At 43.1% G+C, this 26,415-nt stretch carries 17 protein-coding genes; 7 read left to right on the top strand and 10 right to left on the bottom strand.

Annotation, left to right across the window (positions count from 1 at the left end):
• Positions 1-396 precede the first annotated feature (396 nt).
• The 6 genes from ACQY4U_RS15230 to ACQY4U_RS15205 all read right to left on the bottom strand — a co-directional run bounded on the left by ACQY4U_RS15230 (position 397) and on the right by ACQY4U_RS15205 (position 12,093).
• Complete coding sequence (locus tag ACQY4U_RS15230; RefSeq protein WP_428330299.1) at positions 397-780, bottom strand: hypothetical protein; 384 nt, start codon at positions 778-780, stop codon at positions 397-399.
• A gap of 510 nt (positions 781-1,290) precedes the next feature.
• Entirely contained in the window at positions 1,291-1,818 is a 528-nt protein-coding gene (locus ACQY4U_RS15225; RefSeq protein WP_428330298.1) for a hypothetical protein, read from the bottom strand.
• A 285-nt stretch (positions 1,819-2,103) separates the two neighbouring features.
• A complete protein-coding gene (locus ACQY4U_RS15220; RefSeq protein WP_428330297.1) occupies positions 2,104-2,289 on the bottom strand; it encodes a hypothetical protein in 186 nt (61 codons plus the stop codon).
• A 111-nt stretch (positions 2,290-2,400) separates the two neighbouring features.
• Entirely contained in the window at positions 2,401-2,787 is a 387-nt protein-coding gene (locus ACQY4U_RS15215) for a hypothetical protein (RefSeq protein WP_428330296.1), read from the bottom strand.
• A complete protein-coding gene (locus ACQY4U_RS15210) occupies positions 2,784-6,335 on the bottom strand; it encodes a DUF6443 domain-containing protein (RefSeq protein ID WP_428330295.1) in 3,552 nt (1,183 codons plus the stop codon). Before ACQY4U_RS15210 ends, ACQY4U_RS15215 begins: the two co-directional genes overlap by 4 nt.
• 40 nt (positions 6,336-6,375) lie before the next feature.
• Complete coding sequence (locus tag ACQY4U_RS15205) at positions 6,376-12,093, bottom strand: DUF5977 domain-containing protein (RefSeq protein ID WP_428330294.1); 5,718 nt, start codon at positions 12,091-12,093, stop codon at positions 6,376-6,378.
• Positions 12,094-12,474: 381 nt separating this feature from the next.
• On the opposite strand from ACQY4U_RS15205, the gene ACQY4U_RS15200 reads away from it, so the two are divergent.
• From ACQY4U_RS15200 to ACQY4U_RS15170, 7 genes are read left to right on the top strand one after another with little or no spacing between them, the layout of a single operon-like run.
• On the top strand, positions 12,475-13,434 hold the full coding sequence (locus ACQY4U_RS15200; RefSeq protein WP_428330293.1) for a hypothetical protein: 960 nt from the start codon (positions 12,475-12,477) through the stop codon (positions 13,432-13,434).
• Between the two features lie 3 nt (positions 13,435-13,437).
• Positions 13,438-13,935 carry a hypothetical protein gene (locus ACQY4U_RS15195; protein WP_428330292.1) on the top strand — a complete coding sequence of 166 codons (498 nt, stop codon included), beginning with the start codon at positions 13,438-13,440 and terminating at the stop codon, positions 13,933-13,935.
• A complete protein-coding gene (locus tag ACQY4U_RS15190) occupies positions 13,932-14,390 on the top strand; it encodes a toxin-antitoxin system YwqK family antitoxin (protein ID WP_428330291.1) in 459 nt (152 codons plus the stop codon). The genes ACQY4U_RS15195 and ACQY4U_RS15190 overlap by 4 nt, the downstream gene beginning before the upstream one ends.
• Positions 14,387-15,646: a hypothetical protein gene (locus tag ACQY4U_RS15185; protein WP_428330290.1), complete on the top strand. Its 1,260-nt coding sequence runs from the start codon at positions 14,387-14,389 to the stop codon at positions 15,644-15,646. The genes ACQY4U_RS15190 and ACQY4U_RS15185 overlap by 4 nt, the downstream gene beginning before the upstream one ends.
• A complete protein-coding gene (locus tag ACQY4U_RS15180) occupies positions 15,628-15,981 on the top strand; it encodes a type II secretion system protein (protein WP_428330289.1) in 354 nt (117 codons plus the stop codon). Before ACQY4U_RS15185 ends, ACQY4U_RS15180 begins: the two co-directional genes overlap by 19 nt.
• Positions 15,971-16,462, top strand: a complete 492-nt coding sequence (locus ACQY4U_RS15175) for a PulJ/GspJ family protein (RefSeq protein ID WP_428330288.1) — start codon at positions 15,971-15,973, stop codon at positions 16,460-16,462. Before ACQY4U_RS15180 ends, ACQY4U_RS15175 begins: the two co-directional genes overlap by 11 nt.
• Entirely contained in the window at positions 16,449-17,600 is a 1,152-nt protein-coding gene (locus ACQY4U_RS15170) for a type II secretion system F family protein (RefSeq protein WP_428330287.1), read from the top strand. The genes ACQY4U_RS15175 and ACQY4U_RS15170 overlap by 14 nt, the downstream gene beginning before the upstream one ends.
• A gap of 243 nt (positions 17,601-17,843) precedes the next feature.
• Here ACQY4U_RS15170 and ACQY4U_RS15165 read toward each other — a convergent pair whose 3' ends face one another.
• From ACQY4U_RS15165 to ACQY4U_RS15150, 4 genes are all read right to left on the bottom strand, one after another.
• A complete protein-coding gene (locus ACQY4U_RS15165; RefSeq protein WP_428330286.1) occupies positions 17,844-18,428 on the bottom strand; it encodes a hypothetical protein in 585 nt (194 codons plus the stop codon).
• Between the two features lie 26 nt (positions 18,429-18,454).
• Complete coding sequence (locus tag ACQY4U_RS15160) at positions 18,455-21,928, bottom strand: DUF6443 domain-containing protein (RefSeq protein WP_428330285.1); 3,474 nt, start codon at positions 21,926-21,928, stop codon at positions 18,455-18,457.
• Positions 21,929-21,937: 9 nt separating this feature from the next.
• The gene (locus tag ACQY4U_RS15155) at positions 21,938-25,657 is read right to left on the bottom strand and encodes a DUF5977 domain-containing protein (RefSeq protein WP_428330284.1); all 3,720 of its coding nucleotides are present in this window, start codon (positions 25,655-25,657) and stop codon (positions 21,938-21,940) included.
• A 232-nt stretch (positions 25,658-25,889) separates the two neighbouring features.
• Positions 25,890-26,414, bottom strand: coding sequence for a hypothetical protein (locus tag ACQY4U_RS15150; RefSeq protein ID WP_428330283.1), 525 nt, complete (start codon positions 26,412-26,414; stop codon positions 25,890-25,892).
• Between the last annotated feature and the right edge of the window lies 1 nt (position 26,415).

Below are 26,415 nucleotides of genomic sequence, written 5' to 3'. Positions count from 1 at the left end.
AATGGTTCGAGAATTGCCCAGTTGGGTGCACAAAACTCACCTTAAATAGTTTTAAAAAGCCTGTAAATTAATTGATTTACAGACTTTTACGTTTTTAGTCATATCAAATAATACCAAACTTTCTCAAGCTTTACTATACCTATTCCGTAATCTGTTTTCAATTTTTACCTTCGAGGTATTGAAAAGTGGTTTAACGAACTGTTATACAGTTATTACAAATCTAAAAACGCCATAAATTATGGTCTTTTTTGCCCCTTTTTGATACCGAAAATCGAAGGTTTCAATACCAAATTGAAACTAATTTTATCAAATAAAGGAGAAAAAGGGCATGAAAAAAGTTAACACTTTCGGTATCCAGTTCATTATCAGGCAGGATAAACAAGATTGCCACAAAACTTATACTTCAATGACTTCACCGGTTTCTTTGTCCGTATAGCTCACCTTTTTACCCGCAAAATCGACGTACAGTTTGTCCCCGGCCTTGTGATCCATGTGCATGGTCGGATTGACCTTGGTCTTCCACTGGTTGTAATACGTGCAAAACTGGGTATACTTATAGCCCTCTGGGAACTCTTTGATATAGGCTTCCCACAAGATCTGCCGGTTCATACCAGTCTTTTTAAGCTCTTTATCGACGTGGGGGAAGCAGCGCTGCATGGATTGCATACGGCTGCTTGGCTGGTTGTTTTCCCTGGTCTTGCCGAAAAGGTCTTCCAGTTCCTTATCATTCAGGTTATTAACTTCTTCAAAAGTAAAGCCGCTATTCTTAAGGATGGCCATGTACTATCTTACGGTATTCCGGGATGAATCAATCTGGGCAGCTATAAATCGCGTGCTGCGCCCCTGGCTGTTCATGCTTAAAATCTTTCTAATCTTACTCGCTGATTGTCAAATTGGCCATCTTAGAACAGGTCTTTTGCCCTCAAAAGATGGTTACTTCTACAGCATTTGCTACGCGTTTTGGTGGGTCAGTTTGCCCTGAAACAGGGGGTCAGCTTGCGCCGAAATGGTGTGGTCTCATTCATCATAATCTCCAATTAAGTATTTTTTTCTTGCGATTTTAGAGATTACCCAACAATCATTCAATAGCTATTTCCGCAGTACTACTTGTATATGTAGCTAAAGAGGCAAACCAAGTCGCGCAGGTTTGCTAACCCCTTACCGCCACCGGCGGTAAAGCCAAGTAGAATAGGTTTTTGGGTGCCATAAAAACACAACTTGTAGTAGGCCTAAAAACAAACGCATTAACAGATATACCTATAGAGGTATAAACAGCTATACTGGCAACCATTATGCATAAAAAAGCCCGGCTGGTTTGGCCGGGCTGTATGCTTTCAAACTATTATAAAGGCGCGATTTTAATTTTTGAGTATTTCGCAAAGGCACTAAAAAGTTAACCTCAAAGGTATTTACCAACGGTTTAACTCCTTTGCCATCTATGTAATATCCACCTGTGTTATTGGATTTATCATAAGCTTTAACAAGTTTAATAATGGTATTTATAGAGCCACTATTAGAATTATTTTCTTTACATTTCAAACCATATTCAATATTATGCAGGTCATCTTTAAGGTAAATAGTTATATATACAGCATAACCATTTTTAATATTACCTGTAGTGTCTGTAATTTCAAAGCTCACATTTTGATCGGTGAGAGTATATTTTTTTATACAAGATACTAATTGATTTAGACTGCCAGAATATTTATATTGTCTGATAGGTTCAGAAATTGAGGTTACCCCCGTTACAAATCTTATAAAAACAATAATAAGCCCAATAAAGACTAATGTAACAGTAATTAATATTATCTTCTTCATTTTATGAATAATAGTTAAGGTCTATAAAAACGACTATAAAAACATTATATATCAACGAGTCAAGCTATTGATGTTAAAAGTTTGAAGTTATCTTCCAAACATATTTCCGATAAGTTTCAAACTTCCTAAGATACAAAATGCCTCTTCAACTCTCGATGCCCACTCATATTCTGCTTTACTTATAGGCTGATGAGTTATGGTATCGTTCAGTCCCTTTGCATACATGTCAACAACTACCCAAGCATTATATGCAAGTTCTCTGTCAGTAGCGCCAACACTATCATCTCATAATGCTCCGCTAACACCACCCGTATGATGTCTATAATAAGCATAATCATGTCGCTGTGCTGCGGCATCCAACATATCTATGGGTTTTAAACGTTTTCCATTGTAGCCTGTTAAGTTATAAGGATTACCGTCAGGTCCTGGACCTAAGAAATTACCATAGTATGGAACTTTTTTTGCACCCATTGCACCTCTTGGAAATTGAGGATCCCCCCCTGATTAGCATAACCATCATTCGAATTTAATCTTACATTTAACCATTGTCGCGTGATAATCTAACCATTAATCGTTGATCGTTTAATTAGTGTCGATATTAAAATCAGCTTTTATGTTTAAAGTAGTCTTTTGTTTATTAAAGTCTTTTAAATTAAATGGACCTAATATACCTTTTTCAGGAAAGTAATTGATTTGCTTATATATAATGATAATTAAGTACTCATTTTTACTACGCTCAACTATGATATAATTGTCATCGAAACCAATCTTACCAAATGCACCGTTAACCAATTCTACACAATTGCCATCATCGTCAACTCTATAACATATTGATTTTCCAAATTTGTTATGTTGGAGATAATAACGTCCAATCAATTTTCGATTCGAATAAAATTTATTGCATGAAATAAGCGAGCATACCATCACGAGTATGAGAATTGTTGCCTTAATATTTATTACTGTCTTCATTTATGGTCTTTAATTGGTTCAAACCAAATATAATTTTGATATGTATTTCCCATCCTAGGGTTTTCAGTTCTTTCCCAATTTGATCCAAAACCATCTGTAAAAGATTCCCATGAAGTAACATTATATACGGAAAACATCAAATTGTTTCCACTCGTATAAATGCTCACTTTGAAAGAACCGACAAATTGTTGGATGGGATTTAATCCGGCTCTAACTAATCCGTGGATACCAAAACTCGCATCAAAGTTAACAACCGAAGCATTTGATAAGTCTTTAGTGTTTTTATATTTATTATAAAAGTATGTCCTAGCAGCGTTAGCTCCATGTGAATATTGTAATGCCTTTGCCACTACATCATTATAAAATAAACGATTACTTGGCCCTGTACCGTAATACCACTCTCTGGTCATTTGTGCTGCTACGCTTCTCAAATAAGGGTCGTCACCCCCCTGATTGGCATTAATACGGATTCTTTCCACCGAAGAAAGTCTGTTCCAATCTGTAAAAGAAACTTTTGGACTGAATGCATTGTTACCAGCAATAAATTGAAAAACAGCAGAACTACCTACTCCCGCCCAACCGCTCAATCCAAAACCGCTTTTGGATACCACACCAGAGCTTTTTTGTGCGCCGGAAACGTAGGGATCAACCTGTGGAATAGTTCCAAGAGGTTGCATACCGTCGGGATCGGTCAAGTTCAAAGGGTTATTTTCAACATAATTATAAGGTGATAGATCACCGAAATTTTCTGCAAGCGGATCTATACTATTCCACCGGCCTAAGATAGGGTCATAATTCCTTGCACCAAAATCATAATTATTCAGACCCAATTCTGGATTTTCCTCTTTGCCTTCATATATATATAGGTTTTGCGGTGACGCAGAATAGTTCATGGTAGCATCTCCCATATCCGCTCCCAAGGGGTATAGATTTTGTACAGAACCAAGATTTATAGTTCCATCTGCATTAGGCCTGAATGTGACCCGGTTGCTGTAAAGGTGGTCTTGCAAATAGTACTCATATTGGAAACTATTTGAGCCGTTATTAATGATCCGCCCTTCATCCATTTTAATATTGTCCACTTTCCCGTCAAAAGCAATAGAACTCGATGCCGTTACTTCTACTTTATCAATATAATGGCGTTGGCTGATCACCCCGCCTGATGAAGAAATAAGTTGTTTATATAATTTATGACCATGACCATCATAGGTAAAAATCAGTTTATTATTTCCTTGTTTAACCGTATCAACCAGATCGAATAAATTATATGTTAAGATAATACCCTTTCTTGAATCGCTGGTCATATTGCCATTTCCATCGTAAGTAAATGTACCACCTATGTTTTGCGAACCGACGTCACTTATTGAAGAAATTTGATTGCCATTTGAATAGTTATAGGCCAGATTATTGAGCAAATTGCCGTTTTTATCTCTCCGTTGCAATGTGTCTATATTACCAAGCTCATCATAAGCCTTCACCTTTTCGGTAAAGGCACCGGTGGTACTTTGAGCGAAGGAATTAGACCCTGCTTGCGTAAAATAATTACTTTGCGTTAACCTGTTCACATTGTCATAAGTAAAAGCATAGCCCTGCCCGCCGGTAGTTAAACCCGTCAGCCCAGTTTGTTCAATTTTATTGCGCCACATCACCCCGGAAATATTCCCATTGTATTGTGGTGTCGCATTTATGGGTGACGAACCTGAATAACTGATGGACTCCCCAAATAGCGCATTCGGATCACTTTGCGTTAATCCGCTGTCATAAGTCAGTGTGCCGTTATTTATACTGCTCAATTCAGTCCTTATGTTATAACGAAATTCTTGTGTTTGAGCAAAAGTATATCCCGTACTCCCGGGGCCCGTATAATTGGTGGAATGTAGGCCCTCGCTGACTTTCTGCCCTATTTCGTTATAAACGTTATGTGAGATGTCAATTTTTGCTCCTCCCTGGAAACTCTCGTAAGTGTCAGTTAAACGGTTAAAGTGGTCATAAACGAAAGAATCACGAACCGTAATCGGGCTGCCTGCTATCGCTGTGGTAATACGCTGGCTTCTTTTGACCCGGCCCAAATAATCGTATTGACTGTTGATGATGTTCACTTGACCTAAATGGTTATCCGCCTGTTGTTGGATCAACCTGTTCTGCTGATCATAATAATTAACTGTTACCATTCGCTGGTTTGAAGTGCCTAAAACGCATACCGAGCTGCCAGTGAGCATGCCCATAGTGCGCTGGGTAGCGACAGTGTTAAAAAGATTGGCCTTGAAAGGCTTTCCATCAGCCGCGGTAAATGAATAATCATCATAATAATTCTCGGAATAGACAATTAACGGCGTTGATGCAGGGATTGCGCTCTGCTGCGGAAAGGCGCTATTTGTATAACCCACACCTGGTTGCCACGTTTCCCATAACGTTGTAAAATTATGATCACAGAAAGCTTGCATGCTCTTTCGCGAGATCACTGTGGTGTTGATATACAGCCCAATCTGCACCATTCTCCCTTCCGCATCATATTTTGTAAACAACCATTGATTTTTTGCCCGCATATTTGAATCTTGACTTAAAACCTGATGGTCAGAATGGTTATAAATGGCGTATACCCAGCCTTTACCGGGTATCTTTTTTTCAACTAATCTGCCTATAGAATCATAACGAAACGTATAGGATTGTTGTGCCAGGATAGTTTGAAATGATGAACCTGGATTAGATAATTGTTTTTTTCCTGCTGGCGTTATGACATTGATTAACTGGTTTAAATCATTATAAATATAATCGGTACTATAATAGAGAGATGGTGCGTCGAGCTGCGAACGCGAAATTTCCTTTCCCTGGAGGTCTTTCCATATGGCAGTCCGATGTCCGTTGCCGTCAGTAAGAACGGTTTTGGTAAGGACACTTTGATTGTATAAGCTGACTACTGAAAGTGTACCATTTGTAACAGGATAATACGCGATACCATCGTTACTTAAATTTATATTATAACTCGTCCGCGCAGTATGCCCGGTACCTGGTTGAAAGACGGTTCCTAATGCACCCTGCTCATTTACCCTTCCTAATGGCGATCGTTCAAATACGGTTTGAATATAAGGTGCCGAATCGGTTGCCATTTTTAGAGCGCCGGGGGCCGCAGGATTGTAAAAACTGACAGCGTTTGTAAAAGCATTGGAACGTAAAGTACCGATCTTGGTACTCGTTGTACTTTCATCAACATAGGGTAAATAAGCTTTAACCGACCTTCCCATATTATCGTAGGTATAGGGTATAATCACATCCATCTGGTTGGGAGATGCCTGCAACTGAATTTTTTGTGAAGCGCGTCCCAATGCATCCTGGTACTGAACCATTACCGCCATTCGCTGCACGGGTACCGTGTCAAGTTTTGCGGTATCTTTTACAGCTATTTGAGGCATCCGGATACGGATGTAATTGGTATTTGGAGTCTGCCCAAAACTTTTTGTACAGCAAAAAATAGAAATCAGCCACACCAAATAAATAGCCTGTTTTTTTATTCTTTTTAAAAACATTGACGGTAAAGGTTTAAGCGACATATTTATTATTTTATGTTCCCTGATTATATTGCCCTGTTAATTAATTTGATGGAAAGGTGATTTTCCGCAAAGCCGGATGAGGAAAATCAATGAAGTACAAGCTCCCGGAAGAATCGATAATTATGCTATACGCCCGGTAAATAACCGAAGGGTTAAATACAGGCCCGTCTACCGGTTGGTTATTGCCTTGGTAAGTCAGATTATATGCGGTAATGGTCGTCACATCGCCTGAAGGTGAAATTTTACGGATACAATTGTCCCCGATATCTCCCGCATACAGATAACCGGATTGATCGACTGTTATTGAAGATAATTGACCGAATTTCACTGCCGTCCCATGGCCATCCTTGAAGCCCCAAAGGGACCCATCGCCCGCGAGGGTGGATACTACGCCGTTGCTGATTTTACGGATGCGGTTATTGTCAAGTATATATACCGTGCCGTTATTATCAATAGCAAATGATGATATATTGCTAAATTCCGCACTATTTACCGGTCCGTCTACGTAACCGTTTGTTCCGTTCCCTGCGAATGTTGCACCTGCTCCGGACGCAGATATCCGCCGGATAATATTGTTGTGGACATCCCATATATAAATGTTGCCGGAATTTGACGAACCTATGCTGATATTAACATTGTTGACATTTAAATATCCTTTCCCGCTATTGTTATCAAATGTCGACACTACCCCCGAGGATGTTATTTTTCTGATGGTATGCACATAAGTATCACAAACGTAGATGTTCCCGTAACTGTCGGTACACATACCATTTATAGAACCAAACTTTGCTACCGCACCTACGCCGTCAACCATCCCCACCGTATCACTGCCGGCTAAGGTCGACACATGCCCGTCCGGCGTAACTTTCCTAATCTTACTGGCATGAATTCCATCGACCACGTATATATTTTGATTTAAATCTATGGCACAAAATTGAGGCTGACTGAATTCAGCAAAATGTGGTGCACCGTTTATATATCCGCTTTGACCATTTCCGGCAAAGGTTGTTGCATACCCTCCGGAGTTGATGTAGCAGGAGCCTGCGGCGTTTACATAGGCCTGGCCCCTGGCTCTGGAAAGCGCATCAGCATACATTTGCGAAACCATGGAACTGTCGCTGTGTGCGGCAACAGTGTAGGAAAACGGTAAACCAGGGTTACCGCCCGTGCAATTATTGCGAAGGAAGCCTGTTTGCGCAACGTTATAATACCAGGTACTGCAAGCTCCCGGATCCTCTAAAGCTGCCAAATAATAAGTACCGGTACTATTCGGTTCTGAGTAGCCGTCAGCAACCCCATTTATATAACGAACCCGCGTCGTGTAGAAGCGTCTCTTCAGTCCATTATAAACTGCACCGGTAACGGAAACGCCTTTTACACTGGCAATAGCATAACCTGTTAACGGCAAAGATAGATTAATGGACAGCTGGTTTTTATACATGGGTACTGTATAAGTCGCGGAGGTACCGTCAGCAAAAGATATTTGATAAGTAATGATGGCATCGTGGGCTGCCTCAGCTGATGTTCTGGTTAATGTTGCTGCAGCAATACCGACTTCCGGTACATAATTAAATAAAACAGCATAAGCGCTGAGCGTTGGTGTGCCCGAATCTGTTGATCCTGTTATACACGTTACATTCGTTCCCATAAAGGATGTATCAGATGCCGTGCATGTTCCATTTGCGTTCGCATAAGCCTGACCGTTCACCATTGCAAGAGAATCAGCTGCCGCCTGTGTAGAGGCAGAATAGGTTCCAGCCGGAACCACATAAGATACCGTTGAACCGCCGCCAGTTGTGCAATTGTTTCTGGCAAAACCCGTTTGGGCTCTGTTAGTAAAAGCGGTTGGGCATCCATTGGTACGGATTGGCGCGATGTAGGGACCGATTCCTCCAGTTATAGTATTGGATTCAATATAACTATCGCGAGTACGTTCTCTATTTTGGAATTTCTGGTAAGCAGCTCCGTAATCGTCTGTTAAATTGATAATTGAATCTATGCCTATATTGGTTACAGATTCTGCAGACTTGCCAGTAAGCGGCAAGCCTATTACCGTACTTGTTCCATTTTTGATAATAGATGCCGAACTGCTGTATGTTGTATTATCGGAAAAACTCACCGTGAAATTTATCTTCGCCTGGTAGCCGGTTTCTGCTTTTGTTCTGCTAAATGCTGTCAGTATTGTTCCGTAACTATTGGTAGCAGTTGAGCTATAATTACTTACTGTGGGTTTAACATTTGTTTGATCAGTGAAACATACCGGGCTTACGCCAATCCAGGAATCGGAGGAAGTTGCACACGGTGCAGGTGGTATATTTGAATAACTATACTGTTTCAAAATATTGTATTGGTCATCTCTTTCGGTTACCAACCTGTTCAATGCATCATATTCATAACTATTTACTTTATCGTCCTTGGAGGTTGTCGTCAACACCCCAACCTGTGGGATCATTGCCATTGTACTCATATGCGCTCCCTGCGGATACAATCGCACCTCATCAATAAGGCCGGATCCAGTAAGCGTGACTGTAGCATTGGCCGACAGGGTGATCCTGTCCATATAAAAGTTCCAGGAATTACTGTCGCTCTCGCCGTTGACAATGGATACGTCGTTAGTTGTTCCGCTAATGCCGGGCTTGGCTCCCTGTGTCCAAAGTGACAATATATAGGTCCCCGCAGGAAGCTGCGCGGTAGTATTAACCGGCCCGCTACCGAGTTGGTAACGAATCTTCCCTGTTTTTGCCTGCCCTGATGAATCTCTGCCGGCGGCAGCAAATGTCCAGAAACGCTGGTCGTTTGTTTCAAAACCCGTGTAAGCAACCTGGCTGATCATCGCATTACTGATTTGCGCGATGGGCTGATCCTGATGATATCCCCAGATCACGCTCGAAGACGGCTCTCCAAGGTTTTGTGATTGTACCAGGTTATTTTTGCTGTCATAGGACTGGTAAAAAGACTTTGCAATATAGCGACTGTCTTTTCCGAAGACAGTCGATGCGCCGGCTATGGAGCCAGCTGCATGGTTAGAAAATTTAAAGCCTGAAACAGGAACTGGAACGCTCGTAGTCCAGCTATACACCGTATCCAGCAGGCCTAAGCCACCGGCTTTAAAATGGTGAATCATTGCATTGGTAACAGAAATATTTCCGGTTGAATCCTGCAGGGTAAGGACGGACTCAATCGGCACGGCATTCATATTATGTCTGACCATATCGTCGATAAAAGCCGTACCTGCGGCGTAGTCCGTTGGGTAGGATGTGTAACCAACCAGCATTTTCCCATCACTGCGCAAGGTGCTTTGTGAATGCACCAAGGTTGGATAAGAGGGCTGCCAGGTATAAGAATTAGTCGCCGTTATTGCCGCTCCACTGAGATTCTGGTCGTATATTTGTGTAGTGCTCCTAACAAGTTGAATATTTTCAGCTATTTCCCGGTAGATACCAACGTTATAAGTAATAACCTGGAAATTGCCGTTTGCAAGTGCCGCGTAGCCGCTCACTGAAGAGCGCTGACCGGATACTACACTTATCCGTTTACTTTTTTGATAAGTGTTGGTGACCTGACTGACCAGGTTATTATTGTTGTCAAACAGCTTGCTTTGTTTAAGAAATCCGCGTTCAAAGTCAAAAGAGGTATTTGGGGGATAAGATCCGGAATTTCCGAATTTGGTTTTGATTTGTTCCGCATGTATATTTAACTGCACGGCACTGGCACTGTCAGGGTATTCCTGTTGACTGGTATAGTAATTCATTGTATAACCACCATCCCCGTTTGTCTTGGTAACCTGACTGTATGTGACACTTGCACCATTAATGTCAAACAAGTTATTTAACGGCGTTGATGACACGGAAAATGGCGGGCTATCATAATGATATACGTGCGTACGGTGAAACAGGAATTGAAATACGTCAGCAACTGCCGGAGCCAATATGGTTATTCCAAAATCGATGACCAGCCCTGCGACATCAAGTTCGGGAGCCGCCAGCGCAATGGCCACTTCTGCCGAGGTCGAAATAATGGTTAACGGTTTTTTTAAATTATTAATTTCGTAAGACAGTAAACTAGGTATGGGCTTTACTACAGTTCCCGCCTGGTAGTTGGTAATGTTTTGGATATAATAAGGTTTAGGATTAAATATCATACCACTTGTTTCGCCATTGTCAGCCTGATAGCTATACTTGGTAACGATAGGTATAACCTGGCCAAGGCTGTCCAGTTCAGTGATTGTTTTGATGCGAATTCCACCACCAAAATACGAAACGCCGTCATATTTATAGGTATTTGCTTCGTAAGCAAAAGCAGTATATCCGCCATTTAGATTCCTAACCCTGGTTAATATGCAGGCCTGCATCCGGCTGGAATCAGGAACCCTCATTTCAAACCCTTCCACGTAGTTCCCGTATTTATCCTGGGTAACGTTCGTCGACGGTGCCCCACCGCGTTTATCCAACGTAGTGTAGTACCCCCAATGATCAAAATCATTTGAATTACGCGGCGGCAACAATGTTTGTAGATTGTAGGCAAATGAATAAAGTTGCTTAATTTCAGAACTTCGTCCTTGTAAGGTCACGCAGTCGAGCCGAAGCCGCTGGGAATCAGGGTCAGTGGCGCTATTAGGGTTAGGACTAAAGAAATAACTTTCATTGAATGTAAAGGTTCGTAAGGGTGTAGCAGCGTCGTAAATATTAAAGACTTTAATTTGGTAGAGGGATTCCCCCCCCGAAACATCCTGCCGGGCTGAATAAGAAAAAGTAATTGACCCCATATCATTATAGATGCCCGATAAATATTTAGGACTTAATACTTCGATGACGGTGCTAATGTCCGTCGTGTCTGCATTGACGACAGAAAGTGTTTCCTTATGCGAGATGGCACTGGAAAATAAACCTTTACGCTTGTCAACGCAATAGTAATGAATATTATAAGTTAACACTTTCCTGTATTGCTCATAATTCATATTCGGACCCGATGTATAAGTAAAATTCATCGTTTCAGCGCCATCAGCGGTAGTTATCTTTTTAAGATACCAGCTTGATATATAAGTAATCGCCTGATTTAATGGCTTTCCGGCTAAATTAACGACAGTGGTTTCACGGGCGGAAGTGTCGCTCCCAAACTCATAGGTTACACCATATAGGTCTTTTAATACCCAGCTATTGTTCGTGGAATCAGGATTGTTGTGTATAGGATGGCGGATAACGCGAATCCCCTGGTCTGGCAGGTATTGTGCATTACCCAGTGTATCAATTACCATTTTACCGGTATGTCCGAGGAAATTAAAATAAAACATATCCGGCTCCCCATCGATGTTATTGTTCATCGTGGCGTTCAGATAGGCTGAGTCGATAGAATTTGAGGAAACCTTCGTACCGTAATACTGGTATCCATGCGCCGATTCATCCGGCAATCCCCGCATTACGCGTGTAATTACGCCGCCTGAATTCAGGACAAATCCAAGACCGACATTACTGGCTAAATCTTGTACTTTGTTGCCAGAACCATGATAACTTAGTGTGACAGGTACAGATAATTGCCTTCCGGATAATTTATCAATCGGCAAAACGACGGAAGCAATTCCTGCATGTTCATCAACCGGAACATTGGCATATTTAAGCAGAGCCGACGCGTTCGGAGACGGCGGGGAATAAATGTCTCCGGAACTTGCTGCCTGGTTTATCTGGGCTATTAAGTTGATTTTGCCAAAAAAGAAAAAACAGGCCGTCAGGGCCAAAATACGTACGGGGTACAATTTTCTCATATAGTAGTTTTGGAAGAATAATATTAGATCTCCTTATCCTGTGCGGAGTATGGAAAAAACTGAGTCGATGGCACGGATGGGTGCAATGCGTAGTATTTAAAGATAGTTTGGATAGTGCGTTTCAAAATTGTGATGTATTAAGGTTTGGGTTATTATTCAACAATAATAAAATATTAAAATTATTAATCAAATATTTAATTTGATTATTTTGAGATTATTAGATAAGTCTATCGAGTCTATGCATAATGGTTCTCCCTGGTAGCTCAGAATACAGATTTCCAGCGTTAAAAGTCGAAGTGTTTCTAATTGATTTTTTATGATTATTAATATTTTATCAGGCTAATAATAAAATAATGGAACTAATTCCTAATTTAGTTGGGTATGAATACCCGGTCATTACCTGAACTTTTTATCACGTTTATTGGCTTACTATTGCTGCTCGGCTCCTGTAAGGAGTTCATTGAACCCTCTATTAAGAAATACCAGGTATTTCCGGAGGCGCCTGCTGATCAGTACCAGAGCAGCAGTTATACCCTTAATTTTTGGTGGGACGATGTCGCAGATGCCTTGACCTATCATTTACAGGTAGTTTCTCAAAGCTTTACGGCTCCTGGCAGCCTGGTGCTCGATACGGTCATCAGCAGCAATAAATTCAGCATTAACCTGTCACCAGGTTCCTACCAGTGGCGGGTAATGGCGCTCAACGGCAGTTCACAAACGGCTTACAGCGTCCCTAGAAACTTCGTCGTACTGGCCTCATCCATTAAGCAGCAATCTGTACGGCTTTCCGCGCCTGCCAGCGGTGATATAACCAACCAAAGCAGCACTGTTTTTCAGTGGGGCAACTTGTATGGCGCGACTAAATACCGCTTCGAACTCGATACCAACAATTTTGTCAACGAAGCGGCAGTGGTTTCTAATGTGGTCGTACCCGGCCAGCAGTTCAGCTTTAACTTTCTTGAAGACCAGAACTACCAGTGGCGTGTGAGAGCAGAGAATGATACAGCGCAGTCGCAATGGTCAATGATCAATAGCATCACTTATGACCATATGCCTCCTGCACAGGTAAGTTTAACCAGCCCGCTTGATGGTCAAACGGTTGCGCTACCGGTTAGCTTGTCCTGGATGCCGGTTAGTTCCGCTGTACGCTACAAGGTCTATGTCTTTAAAAGCGATTCGGTTTCCTTGTACAACGGTACTTTCCCAACTAATACCAGCACTAATTCGTACAGCTTCACGCTTGGCAATTCGGCCGACAAGGTTTATTGGAAGGTGACAGCTATCGACGCTGCCGGGAATGAAGGGCAAGCCAGTTCTTTAAGAAGTTTTATTTTGAAGTAAGCGATGTTAAAGCATAAAAATGCCATATACATATTGGGGCTGGTTACGGCAGCCGTTTGGGGACTGATCATCTATTCAGTTTTACAGGGCATGAAGGGCAATGTTGACGTACCGATGACAGCACCTACAGTAAAGCAGGAGGCCTACAATGACTATGCGGTCCCCCGGGACACGACCAAACTGTTACTCAATTATCGCGATCCCTTTGGATTGGTCAAAGCCAAAGACACCACGGTAATTATTCCGGTCAAACATCTCGCGCATCCGATTGCACCTGTAAAATCAGGAATCAACTGGAGCTTTATCCGCTACTCGGGCTATATCCATAACCCTGTTTCCAAGAAAACGCTCACGTTACTTAGTATCAACGGCCGCGACGAAATGTTGGCTGAAGGTGAAACCAAGGACCAGGTCCGGCTGATCCGGAACCTGCATGATTCCATAAAAGTAAGCTTCAACGGGAAAGTCAAATTTATAACGCTTAAGCCATCTCCCCTATGAAAAAAATACTCCTCATAATTTTAACAATGGTCACCGGGCACCTATTTGCACAAGAGGTACCCGGTTTTGGATTCGACAAGGTCAGGATCGTTCTGCCTGACAAGATCATCCAGGCAGAAACCCTGCCCGCGGGATCTGCACCAACTGCAAAGATCGGTTTGTTTTATTACTGGTACAGCGCCAACGCCATTCATTATACGCAAGGCGGGTTTAGCGGCAGGCTGCTCAATGGATTGTACACGGAATACTATTCCGATAAGAACCTGAAAGAACAAGGCCGCTTTGACAAGGGATTGAAAACCGGACCCTGGAAAGACTGGAACGATGACGGTACGATCATAAATGTCAAGAACTGGAAGAACGGCACTTTACTGGCCGATACCGCGGCATCCTTCTGGAAAAGGATCAATATCTTTAAAAAGAAAAAAAACAAGCCTGTTATTGCTGCCCAATGATTCGCGCGTCTGCCCTTTATATCGTGATCATTATCGCGCTCGTCATCGGCTTGCTTTGCGCGGCAGTGATTGGCAGCGCTTACTTTTACAGGGCGCAGTACCAAAAGAAGTTCCGGTACGACCAGTTGGCAGCTAACCTTCAATCCGGGATTGTTATTTTAACAGCCAATACAGACAGTACCTATCAACGGGAAAAACTGTTTAGTCTTTTTGGCGGGGACGCTGATTCTGTATCTCTGCAAAAAACAGACTGGGGCCTTTACGAGGTAGGGATAGCTAAAGCTTTTATTCAGAAAGACACGCTTTACAAAGCTTTCTCTCTGGCTAATCAGATCGATTCAGACAAAAGGGCGGCGCTTTACCTGATCGATGAGGACAGGCCCTTTTCCCTTAGCGGTAAAACCAGCATCCGGGGTAATGTCTGGATTCCCAAAGCAGGTGTACAGCAGGCCTATATTGATAATCACGCATATTCTGGGGATAGAAGATTGATCGTAGGCAACAAGCATAACAGCGATAAACAACTGCCGCCCCTTAACCAAAACCGGATCAACGGGCTGGACGCTTTTTTCAAGCAAGTTAGCGGAACACAAATTATCCTGAAGGACTCACTCAAGAACTCTTTCTTAAAACCTTCCCAATATATAAATTTCAAAAAAGATCCCAGCATACTTAGTCAGAAGTTCCTTTCCGGTAACATGGTCCTTTTATCAGATACCACGCTGATCATTGACAGCACGTCCACACTCAATAACATTCTCGTATTTGCAAAAGCTATCGTTGTACGGGGCGGCTTTCATGGCAGGTGCCAGCTTTTTGCAAGGGACTCCATCAGTATCGGAAAAAACTGTTCATTCGCTTACCCATCGGTATTGGGGATTATCCGAACAGGTGATAATTTGATCAAATCTCAGGAAAAAATACAAATTGGAGATAAAAGCCATATCAATGGGATCATCTTTAGTTATGAAAAAAGTGCCAATCCCTTAAAACCTTTAATTTTTCTTGGCAAAAACAGCAGGGTAAGCGGACAACTCTATTCCCAGGGAGTCTTGCAGCTCAATGACGGCTGCGAGATAGATGGCAATGTTTTTACCAGCCGATTCTGGTACCGGACTCCTTTTACCCTGTATGAAAACTACCTGATCAATACGACCATCGATTCGAAAGCCCTTTCTCGGTACTATCTGGGCAGCAAACTTTTACCTACGAGCAATAAAAAGAAAAAAGTTTTACAATGGCTGGAAGCAAACTGAATTACAGGCTCAGGGCATCTACCCTTCCGGAAGTATTGGTGGCTATGGTGATCATTCTTGTCGTTTTTGGAATCGCAATGACGATCTTCACCAATGTGATGCGTCTGTCCCTATCTGCCAAGAAACTAAGAGCTGCCGCATTACTGGAAAAAGCATTGCGCCAGTCCGGTGACGATACGGAAGACAGTACTTTTAGTATGGAGGAGTTTCGGGTTACCCGGGAAACTAAGCCCTACCCAAGAGATCCGACCTTAATAGATATATATATGACTGCCTATGACCCAAACGGGCAAAAGACAGCAGAAATCCATCAAATCCTGAGCAATGAAAAGTAAAGTCAAAGCTTTTACGCTGTTGGAAATGACCATCACGATGCTGCTAACCGCAATCGTCATTGCGATCACCTATACCGCACTCACTCTCATTTCTGGTAATTACCAGGTATTTAACAAAAAGAACAGCGAACTGGCCTTACTTGCGGATTTGGATCATGTGCTGAAAAGAGACTTTGAAAAAGCCGACTCTTTACGGACGGATACCGGCGGAATTAGCCTGCAACATGACAGCAGCCATGTCATTTACGTTTTTAGTCCGGATTTCATCGTCCGCAAGTCCTTAAAAAACGATACATTTAAAGTTCAAACCCGGCAGGTGATAACAAGTTTTGAAAAAGAACCGCAAAATATGGAGCATTCATTTAGGATCGATGCGCTGGATTTTATCGTGCTGTTTGATAAGCAAGAAATTCCTTATCATTGTGAGAAGACCTATAGTTCCGAAAACCTGATCAACCAACCTATCAATGCCGGCAATTGACCTGACCCAATACGAAAAGAAAAAGAGCGGCCAAGAAAAGGGTGAAGCCAGAAACAAAGGCAGTCTGATTGACCTGCTCAACCGCGAAATTAGTTTTGGCAGCAAGGAACTTCCCGATAAGAAGAAAAAGTACCTCTACCTGGAACTCGGCTCTTTACTTGAGGCCGGGATCGATCTGAAGAACAGCTTTGAACTTATCACTGCTGACCAGGAAAAGGAAAAAGACAAAATACTTTACAAGGGTATCCAGGCAGCTATCCTGTCAGGCACTTCTTTTTCACAAGCCTTACAGCAAAGTGGCAAATTCTCCCTTTACGAGGTGTACAGCCTGCAGATCGGCGAAGAAACAGGTAAACAGATAGAAGTATTGCAGGACCTGGCAAGCTTTTACCAGCACAAGATCAAACAACGCCGGCAGGTGGTATCTGCGCTTACCTACCCCTGCATTGTATTAAGCACTTCTTTGGGGGCGGTATTCTTTATGCTCAGGTTTGTGGTACCGATGTTTGCCGATGTCTTTAAACGCTTCGGCGGACATCTGCCCTGGATCACGATGAAGATCGTGGGCTTATCCAATGCGTTCGGCGACCATTTCTGGCAAGGGATTTTATCCCTGTTAACCGTTGGCATATTTGTTTGGTTTACACGGAAGACTGACAAATTCAGGCAGGTTGTTTCCGGTTTAGTTTTGCGAATCCCGCTGATCGGCAACTTGGTACAAAAGGTATACTTGGCCCGTTTTTGCAATTCTATGCGGTTACTGATCAATGCAAAACTGCCTTTACTGCGCGCTATCGCACTGATCCGCCAGATGATCAGTTATTACCCTATAGAGTCTTCCCTGCATAAAGTAGAAACTGACATTATGAACGGGAAATCCCTGCATGGAAGCCTCCAGCAATTCCCTGTCTTTCCCTCTAAAATGATACAGTTAATCAAAATAGGTGAGGAAACCAATAAGCTCGATGTGTTTTTCGGAAAGATATCCGAACACTATATCGAAGAAGTAGAATACAAAACTTCCACACTCAGCAGCCTGATGGCACCCATCATTATGCTCTTCCTAGGTTTTATTGTCGGAGGGATTTTGATTGCGATGTATCTTCCTTTGTTTGAGATGAGCAATAGTTTTCAGTAATCATATTTGGTTCTTTTGGGTATTTCATTACTTAGCATGTGGGGCATGACTAGCCCACCTAATGTCCTATCCGGATGCTCGCGCCGTGTGGGGTGGGAACAAGTACTTCCACACCTTCGCCGATACTTGCAACACATTGGATACCTAGCTAGCCTTTCCATTTATATCTGGCTTTCATGTCCTATAAGTCGGTACCAAGCATACTTACAACAAGTGGGATGCGGGGGCACCCTTGCGGTAGCCCTACCACTTATTCTTACCTTGTTTTATAATAAATATATCTTGGCAACTTTCGTTTACAACCCTTCTTAAAAGATCTTTATCAGTACTCAATAAGTGAATACTCAAATGATCAAGTATTTTTATAACAAATGGCAATTCACCATGTGAAATATCTAAATCTGTATAAAATTTATGGTCATCATTAAATACCGCATACGGGTATGATATTAAATCTTTAGACAATTTAAATAGCTCATCCTTCGAGAAAATTAAAGCGCCTTTAAATTCATTAGGAATATTATTTTGTTTAAATAAAGCTCTTAAACAGGTCAAGTTATCCTCGTTATTAGGAAACCAACCTTCGTCAGTTTTGTCATGATTTACAATCCAAAATGAATTGTTATCAAATCTCGATATTATATTTTTAAACCAACATTCATAATTAGCCACAAATTGGATTAAACTTATTTCCTTTTCTTCTATAAGCAAGTGAAATGACGCTCTATACCATTTAGTAGGCGGATCCAACTCACCAAGAAGGTATTCTTTATACTGCCGTCTATCATAAGGTAGTACTTTATTAACATGTTTGTTAAATTTTATCATATATTTTCTTATCTTAAATTATTCATTTATGCCCCAACAGGAATTAGGACAATCATAAGTATAATCATAAGTGTACCTGCCCCTCCAACAGTTTTAGCTTGTGGGCTTAGTCTTCCTGCTGGTACTGAGAAGGGCGATGGATTCCATGCTGGGGATATTTGAAGTGGCTCAAAGTCATTATTATTCTTCGGGAATACTCTTTTATAGCCTCGGCCTTTTTCTGGTTGTACATCCCAATGCGGAGCTTCATTCCCATCGTGAGTCTCAGGTATCCAAGTACGGCCCCTGTCATCTAGCCATCCCTTTCCACGATTATGATTCACTTTTCGAGGACCGCCCTTGGGAGCATCGTATTGTGGACCATCTTTAGGGATCAAAAATCTTGGATCATTTGGAGGATATTTCTTCATATCCTCCAATGAGGGTACCGACCCTTCACCCCCTTGATTAGCGTTATCGCCATTTCTCACACCATTATCAGGCAAACCAATTCCACCAACCTTACCACCATCGGCTCCTGCAGCCTGAGTGTCCGGGCTGCTGCTTTCAGATGAGGTACTTCCACTCGCTTCAGAAGATTCACTTGCGGTTCCAACACTAAGTGTTGAACCTAATTTTGCAGCAGCTTCTGCTCTTTGTTTATCATATTCAACTTCCCCTTCGCTCTCCTGGTACTCGGGCTTACTTATAGTTGCGCTATAATTATCAAGCGTAGTTCTCATTCCATCTGGATCAATCATCCTGATGGGGCTATTTTCTACATAATTATAAGGCGACCATCTCCTGCTTTTTTCAGCCAGCGGATCAATCGTGTTCCATCTGGCGATCACCGGATCATAGAAACGCGCACCGTAATCGTATTGGCCTAACTCTTCCTGTAGCTCTTTCTTATTGTAAAGATATTCATTTTTCGGCGTTAGCACACTCCTGTTTATTTCTAAACCGAAAGGATAATAATCGTCTTTCTGATAACTTACAGCAGTTCCCGTTTTCGTGCCAAAAGTTACCCGGGAATTGCCCAGGTTATCGCCCAGATAATAAATATAATCATAACCTGTTCCATTCACTGCAGCGCGGCCTTCTTCTGTTTGTATAAAGTCGAGCGCGTTATTGGTATATTGGATCCCGTCTATGTAGTCGGTTGTGGTTGTATTCCCGTTTACTACCGCAACTTTCCGAAGTTTCCGTCCGCCTGCATCATAAGTAAAAGTAGCACTACCAACGGTTGTGGTTGCCACTAATGGCAGGTTTAGCAGGTTATAGGTATAACTTTTATTTTGTCCGGTATTTACTGTATTGCTGTTGCTGCCCAAATTACCGTTGGCATCAAAGCCATAGGTGGTCGTGCCACTTACCAGCCCTGTATTGCTGCTCGCATCTGCAATATTTGCCAATTGGTTGGTCCCGGCAGTGTAGGTATAGGTCAGGTTGTCGATCAGGGTGCCTGCCTGGTAGCGGTTTAGGGCCGTAATGTTACCCATCGGATCGTAAGCAATCCCTGTTTCTTTATAATTATCTGTTGATACCCCGCTTGTAAGCCTGTTAAGCTGATCATAACTGTAAGTATACGTTGTCGTATTCGGCGCAGCGCTCGTGCCCCATAGCTGGTAAGCTATATTGCCGTTATACTGTTTATTGCTGCCTGTATTATACTGCAGCTGCAGCTGAAATAAAGCCGCGCTGCTTTGCAGCAGCCAGCCCTTTTCATTATAGTTGTACGCGATATTTTGTAGAAAAGTGGTACTGTCCGTGCTGTGTAGGTGTTTGGTATAAATTTGGCCTATTTCATTATAATCGGTTTTAGAAACAAGTGTCCTGGTAGTTGGCGAACTGCTGCCATTCGTGATTTGTTCCCAGCTTTTTAGCTTCCGGCCCACTTGGTCATAGAGATAAGAGTTGGCAATGGTCACCAGCGGGACGGTTGTGCTGGCCGTGTTCCAATGCTGCCGCGTCGTGGTAGTAGGGTTATTGGTAAAATCGTAAGTTACACTGATCGCATCATAATTGCCAGTATTTAAAGTCGCGCCAAGATAATGCTGCGAATAGGCCTTCAAACTCCGCCCGAGGTAATCGTAATAACTTACCTTCCAGAGCATATTGGCCGGGGTATTCAATACCGCTGTTTTTGTGGCCGTTAATTGCCCCCTTGTCCCCAGGTCGGCGCCGGCTGGTGGGTTATAGTTGGTAGGAAGGGCGGGGTAGATTGCGCTATAATTGTCATAATAGTTGATATTAAGCACGGTGGTGGAACTGATAGGCCAGGCTACATTGGTGTAGCCGTTCCCTGAAGATGCCTGTGCTTCAAAATAGTTCCCGGTAGCTGCCGTAAGTAAGCCCTGCAAAGAGGCCCGGCTGATTGAAGCGCCAGCGTTCGTCCAGATCCCGCTCATAACAGAACGGCCCATCGCATCGTATTTGGTGAACAGCCATTGGTTATTGGCCCGTTGCAACGCATCCTGGCTGGCTACAGCTTCGTCTAAGTTATTGTAAACCAGGTATTCCCAACCTTTGCCAGGCAGCTTTTTCTGTACCATGCGCCCAAGTCCATCATATTGATACTGGTAACACTGGTTATCCAGTGTGGCTTGCGTAATGGCTGTGGTGGCGTCGGGTGTTGCGCCTGGTGGCAACACGAAGGCAAGGCGTCCCAGGTCATCATAAACATAATAAGTGGATAGCTGCTGCAACCCTGTGGCTGTGTAGATATAAACCCTTTTCAGAACGATATGACCATCAATGTCTTTATATTCTTCCATAGTGCTGCCTCTGCCGCTAACCCAATTCTCATTTTTAGCTATGGAAACGGTAAGCGTTCCCGCAGCATAAATCGCCGAATTAGTAACCCTGTTCAGGGTCTGGCTATTGTCCGAAGCAATGGTAGTGGTATACAAAGCCAGCTGCCTGCTGTTTACCGAATCGGTTCCCCAGGCAATGGCATTGTTGACCGTATACACCATTTTGACGGTATGTCCGCCACCGCTAACGCCGGTTAGCTGCCAGGCTACTCCGGGTGAACCTTGTTCAACAGCCCTGTTCAGCGCGGAATTGTCAAAAGCGGTCTGGGCATAGGCATCGGTTATAGCGCTTACATTCGAACCTGATGGCGGCGATATGTAGAAAGCAGCCTGGTCTGTACTGATGGCATTAGGGCGATAGCTGCCGGAAGTGCCTATTTGCGGCGCATAAGGCAAGTATTTTGTGGCTTCTCGTCCGTAGGGATCATAAACCTGCGGCTGAACCACATCATACCCCAATGGAGAGGCTTGTTTCTGGATAGTCTGTACGGACCTGCCAAGACCATCCACATAGTTGATGCTGACCTGTACTTTTGTTTTATCGGTGATGTTGGCATTTAAGGCACTGTCCGTTAGGATACCACTGATACGAGGTACTTTGGTGACCACATAATTATTGGTATTGGTCTGGGCTTTCACGCTGTTAATCGTCAGTATTAAAGAGGCTATGGACATCAGGAGGTTTAGTTTGATCATCTTTTTCATAGCTGCTGGTTATTGGATAGATAAAGATGAATCAGAACTTCCTGTGGCAATGACGACCGAGTTAAAACTGGCATAGTGCGCATTTACCGGCGTTCGCGTGCCTAAAGTGAAGGTTGCCGTAAAAGTTCCAACCGGGTTAATGCTCACGGTTGAATAGGTGCCAGCCGGAACCTGGACGACCGTACTTCCGCTGGAAGGGAAATTAAAAGGCGTTGATATGCCGGAGAAGGTGGCCTGGTAGCCACTGCGGCCGGTAGAATTGCTTAGGGTAAAGGATATCGTTTTTATCGGGCAGCCGCAAACGGTATTTGCTTTGATTTGACCATTGGTATTCAGGTCATAATTGGCATCGGCATTGGCGGCTGTTTTTGTTAAAGAAAGGTATTTACCTGCCGGTATGGCGTAAGTTGTAGACTGCGGCGATGTACCGGCAGGGCAGTTATTCCGGGTAAAGGCCGTTGCCGTTATCGCGTCGTTGGCGACAACCTGGTCGTAGGTATGATAGCCGTAACTTTTAACAATATTGCCGTTCCAATCTTTGACATTCTTTAGCCGCTGAAAAAAGTCGTATTCAAAGCTGCCAATAGAGCCCTTGGTATCGGCCATTCTCGTGATCCCGTTAGGGTCATAAGTATAAGTTGACATTTGTGCATTTGCAGGATACAAACGCAGCTCATCAATACTGGTGCTACCGTAGAGGTCAATGGTACCTGAGCTGCCTGCCGGAAGCACGTGTTCATAATAAGTCCAGCCGTTTGCAGAACGCAAAGGAGTTCCCGGAACATTACCCCCCGCGTAAGAAAGTGTGGCTGCGCCATTATTGCTCCAATAGGATACGATATAGCTTTTGGTATTATCCAGGGTTCCCGAGGTTACATCTCCGGAGCCCAGCGAGTATACATAGTTCCCTGTAGGGGCAGTAGGATTATTCACAGGCGCTCCACTGAAATTCCAATTACCCTTCCCCCCGGTTTCGAAACTGGTATAGGCAACAGTCGTTAATACAGCATTTTTCACCTGGGCAACGGGCAGCTCACTTTGATAATCCCACAGGATGGAAACGGGTATAGCATTTCGCGGTGTATATTGGGTGATATTGTTTTGCGTGTCATAATTGTCAAAACTGATCATCTGCGTGTAGCGGGAATCTTTTGTCAAACTACCGGATACCACCGTAGAGGGTGAAAAGTCATTTACCGGTGTAGGCAGGTTTAAGAAACTTATCCTATCCGGCACGATCGTATTGACGATGCTCCCGTTTTTGAACTGGTAAAGTAATGCAGAAGTCGTATTGGTACCCGCAGTGGTAGTATAGGATTCAGATTTTTCTATTACTTCTGCATACATATGACGGTTGACCATACTGTCAATAATTACATTGCCTGCCGGGTAATTATAGGTGTATTTGGTATTAGTGGTTCGGGTATTGCCTTTACTGTCTGCATGGGTGATAACTTCTACCTGCTGATGGATGGTGTCACCATAACCATACGAAACTGATGAATTGACAAATTTGGTGGGATCATTCATATCATAGGTAGTAGTTGTACTGGCGGTCAAATAGTTATCATCTGCGACAATACTGTAATCATTATAGGGATAGGCATTTGAATCATTATCACCCGAAGGGCCTGTACTGGCGTAAATTTCTGTATAGTTACCTTCGGTAGATTTCACCTGCCCAACAACCATACCCACGTCTGCATACAATTTTTGAGGGAAGGCTGTATAGGTATTGTTAACCTCTTTTACAACCTGGTAGGTGCCGTCTGTTTTACGGAGGTAATCGGTTTTATCAGCTAACTGGCCGCGGGCATAAAAATAGTCGAGAATAACCGGAACGCCGGTCGATCCCGCGCTTCCCGACCATTGGTCTGCCTGGTCCCTGAAAGTGTATACGGATTTACCAATATTAGCAGTCGGCGTTCCTGTGTATTCAGTAACTACATCGTAGGCCACGGGGTTACCTTCTGTAGGCGTCAGGCTGCTTGCCGATTCGGAGTTATAGGAGCGAACTCTTTTTGTCACACATGCGCCATTTTGTGGCGTTCCTATAAAATAGCGGGCTGTCTGGGTATGGAGAAAAAATCCGTAGTTAATCAGCCCTGTGAAACCTGCCGTCATGAAATTTGCACGCGCTGTATTATATTGATAGGTTTTCACGACAGGTGTTGAGGAGATATTATCATAACTACTGATCGTATCCACCCGTAAGCCACCAGTCAGGTGCATAACGCTATAGCTGTCTAAATAGCGGTTAGTCTGATAGGCAAAGGTGGTATGTCCTCCGGTTGGGAAATAAATAGTCTTTAACACGCCTGCTTGCATATAGTTGGAGTCGGGGTTGCGACTGGTTGAATCACTGCTGCCGATATAGATTGTGGAAGGAGTAGTGCTTTGCGTTTGTGCAAAAGAAATACCGGTGTGCGGAACCAGGGTCCTTGCCGTTCCGGATTGATTATCCATTTTAGCATTGTAATAACCCCAGTAGTCCTTAGAATAGGAAAGGTAGCCGGGTACATGCTGGGTATTATAAACAAACCGGTAGCGCTGGGTCACGCTGCCCGCCTTGTCAAGAATCTGAATCGAATCCAAACGGAGCCTGCCCTGTTCCGTGTTTACCCCGGTATAATAACTTTTATAAAAAACGATACTTTTCTGCAATTCAAAGGCTTTTGAACCATAGTTATAATTGTAAACCTTCATACTGTCCAGCGGGTAGGCATTCATATCAAGCCGGGAAGTTGCAGACCGCTTGAATACGACTTTTCCGTTTTTAAAGTTGATCTGCTGGATATCCTGTTCCGAAAAAGACGAGCTGGTGTTTGTCGTAATTGTTGTTGGCTGGCTGCTGACATAGGGAACGGGGCATCCGGACACCTGCCCGCCAGGATAAAATTGTTGATCCTCGACCACCACAGCCTGCCCGGTCTGGTCCGGTGCTGCGATGTTTTGCGGGGAATAAGCAAAAGAAATCGTATCCCGCCTGTTTTGAGAGATCATCTTTTCCAGCATCCAGGCGGTTGTACCTATATAAGTTGTACTACTTTGACTATAAGTCGAAGTAGTTTCAAAAGCACTATTTCCTAAGAGGAAGATGTTTCCATGCACATCTGTTAAATTGAACCGCAAGGCGCTTCCCGCCGCCCCTGCATTTTTAATCAAGACTGGTGAAAATGGCACCATGGTTATCTTATAGCCGTTTTTTGCATTAAAGAAAAACTTACCGGTGTTGCCTGGCAAATTATAGGAAAATATATCCGGCCGAGTATCGTTCCCGTTTAAAACGGCGGTCCGGTATAAATAATCGACATCTCCATCGACATAAGTTGGCGCAAGCGTACTGGCATCCCGGAAGTTACCGATATAGCCGGTCACATCATCCGGCCTGCCGCCCATCACGTTCCTGGTGATACTTCCCCCTGCGTTTAAAGACCAACCGGCACCCACCCAGCCGGCAGCTTCATCTACTTTTATCCCTGAAGCATGATAAGATAAACTAATAGGCAAGGATAGTCCGCCAGCTTCAACTGTATAGAGCGGAATGGATATTTCGGGCAGACCACTATAAAGATTGACAGGATAATCCCCATACTTTGCAAATGCGGCTGAGTTAGGCGTTTTGGAAAATATGGTGGGTATATAATTCTGTGACTGCGCTTTTGCATGTAAAAATGACAGTAGGAAATATAGAAAAAAACTCAGGGATAGAAGACTTTTCAATTTCATAAAAGAATTATCGTAAAGGTTAAGAGGTTATTGAATAGTAAAAACAAGGCATAAGAGTTCCTGTATCCATTGCGCGGACAAAAAAATATTTTAAAAAAAATAAAGACTTCTTATTTAAGAACTGCTTGGTATTAAAATACTTGGCATGTGGTTTTAATTAAGGTTTAGTGTTTTAATAAATTGGTTTACTAATTTATTAAAAGTTTTCTCATAAACAAATACTATCATTTTTTTATTGTGTGTTTTCCAAATAAAGCTCAAGGATTAATTTTTTTTCGGTTGCTGAACTATTCTTTAGTAATGTAATTTTGTAATTGACGGAGCGGATCATGCCGATACCTGTGCTATTTTGTAGTTTGCTAAGGACGGTTGTGAGTGCAAAAAAGCTGCCTTCAAAGCTAAGTTTTTGCAGGGAATATTGCGCGGTACCATAAAGCGGGTCTTGTTGCGGGACCTCGCTAAGCCTGACATTCTCCTTTTCGGCTAGCTGGGAGATCGTACCGAGGTTCCCGCTCCGGGAAGCAGTTGTATCGGTCCGGTATCGAGCAAGTAGCTGATTAAGGTTATGGTCTTTTCGGAGCAGGTATGCGGGCTGGATACTCAGGTCAGCGCCCTGCGTAAGCTGGGCCTTTAGCTCCTGGTGTAGCTGGAATGCGGCTATGGTTTGCCGGAAAGCCAGTTCATAACTAACCACAAGGAACAAAATACTTGCGGCTGCTAATAAATAAGCTTTTTTTATGGGAATCTTTTTCAGCATA

It is taken from the genome of Mucilaginibacter sp. (genome assembly GCF_965277465.1).
Lineage (GTDB): Bacteria > Bacteroidota > Bacteroidia > Sphingobacteriales > Sphingobacteriaceae > Mucilaginibacter.
Note: the sequence above shows the minus strand (reverse complement) of the source record. Positions and strands in the feature narration are given on the sequence as shown.

Excerpts from the sequence above, each read along its gene's own strand:
- ACQY4U_RS15180 (WP_428330289.1), top strand. The coding sequence starts at position 15,628 with ATGGCTGGAAGCAAACTGAATTACAGGCTCAGGGCATCTACCCTTCCG.
- ACQY4U_RS15165 (WP_428330286.1), bottom strand. The coding sequence starts at position 18,428 with ATGATAAAATTTAACAAACATGTTAATAAAGTACTACCTTATGATAGA.
- ACQY4U_RS15200 (WP_428330293.1), top strand. The coding sequence starts at position 12,475 with ATGAATACCCGGTCATTACCTGAACTTTTTATCACGTTTATTGGCTTA.
- ACQY4U_RS15215 (WP_428330296.1), bottom strand. The coding sequence starts at position 2,787 with ATGAAGACAGTAATAAATATTAAGGCAACAATTCTCATACTCGTGATG.
- ACQY4U_RS15185 (WP_428330290.1), top strand. The coding sequence starts at position 14,387 with ATGATTCGCGCGTCTGCCCTTTATATCGTGATCATTATCGCGCTCGTC.
- ACQY4U_RS15225 (WP_428330298.1), bottom strand. The coding sequence starts at position 1,818 with ATGAAGAAGATAATATTAATTACTGTTACATTAGTCTTTATTGGGCTT.
- ACQY4U_RS15205 (WP_428330294.1), bottom strand. The coding sequence starts at position 12,093 with ATGAGAAAATTGTACCCCGTACGTATTTTGGCCCTGACGGCCTGTTTT.
- ACQY4U_RS15170 (WP_428330287.1), top strand. The coding sequence starts at position 16,449 with ATGCCGGCAATTGACCTGACCCAATACGAAAAGAAAAAGAGCGGCCAA.
- ACQY4U_RS15160 (WP_428330285.1), bottom strand. The coding sequence starts at position 21,928 with ATGAAAAAGATGATCAAACTAAACCTCCTGATGTCCATAGCCTCTTTA.
- ACQY4U_RS15175 (WP_428330288.1), top strand. The coding sequence starts at position 15,971 with ATGAAAAGTAAAGTCAAAGCTTTTACGCTGTTGGAAATGACCATCACG.
- ACQY4U_RS15230 (WP_428330299.1), bottom strand. The coding sequence starts at position 780 with ATGGCCATCCTTAAGAATAGCGGCTTTACTTTTGAAGAAGTTAATAAC.
- ACQY4U_RS15195 (WP_428330292.1), top strand. The coding sequence starts at position 13,438 with ATGTTAAAGCATAAAAATGCCATATACATATTGGGGCTGGTTACGGCA.
- ACQY4U_RS15155 (WP_428330284.1), bottom strand. The coding sequence starts at position 25,657 with ATGAAATTGAAAAGTCTTCTATCCCTGAGTTTTTTTCTATATTTCCTA.
- ACQY4U_RS15150 (WP_428330283.1), bottom strand. The coding sequence starts at position 26,414 with ATGCTGAAAAAGATTCCCATAAAAAAAGCTTATTTATTAGCAGCCGCA.
- ACQY4U_RS15190 (WP_428330291.1), top strand. The coding sequence starts at position 13,932 with ATGAAAAAAATACTCCTCATAATTTTAACAATGGTCACCGGGCACCTA.
- ACQY4U_RS15220 (WP_428330297.1), bottom strand. The coding sequence starts at position 2,289 with ATGGGTGCAAAAAAAGTTCCATACTATGGTAATTTCTTAGGTCCAGGA.
- ACQY4U_RS15210 (WP_428330295.1), bottom strand. The coding sequence starts at position 6,335 with ATGTCGCTTAAACCTTTACCGTCAATGTTTTTAAAAAGAATAAAAAAA.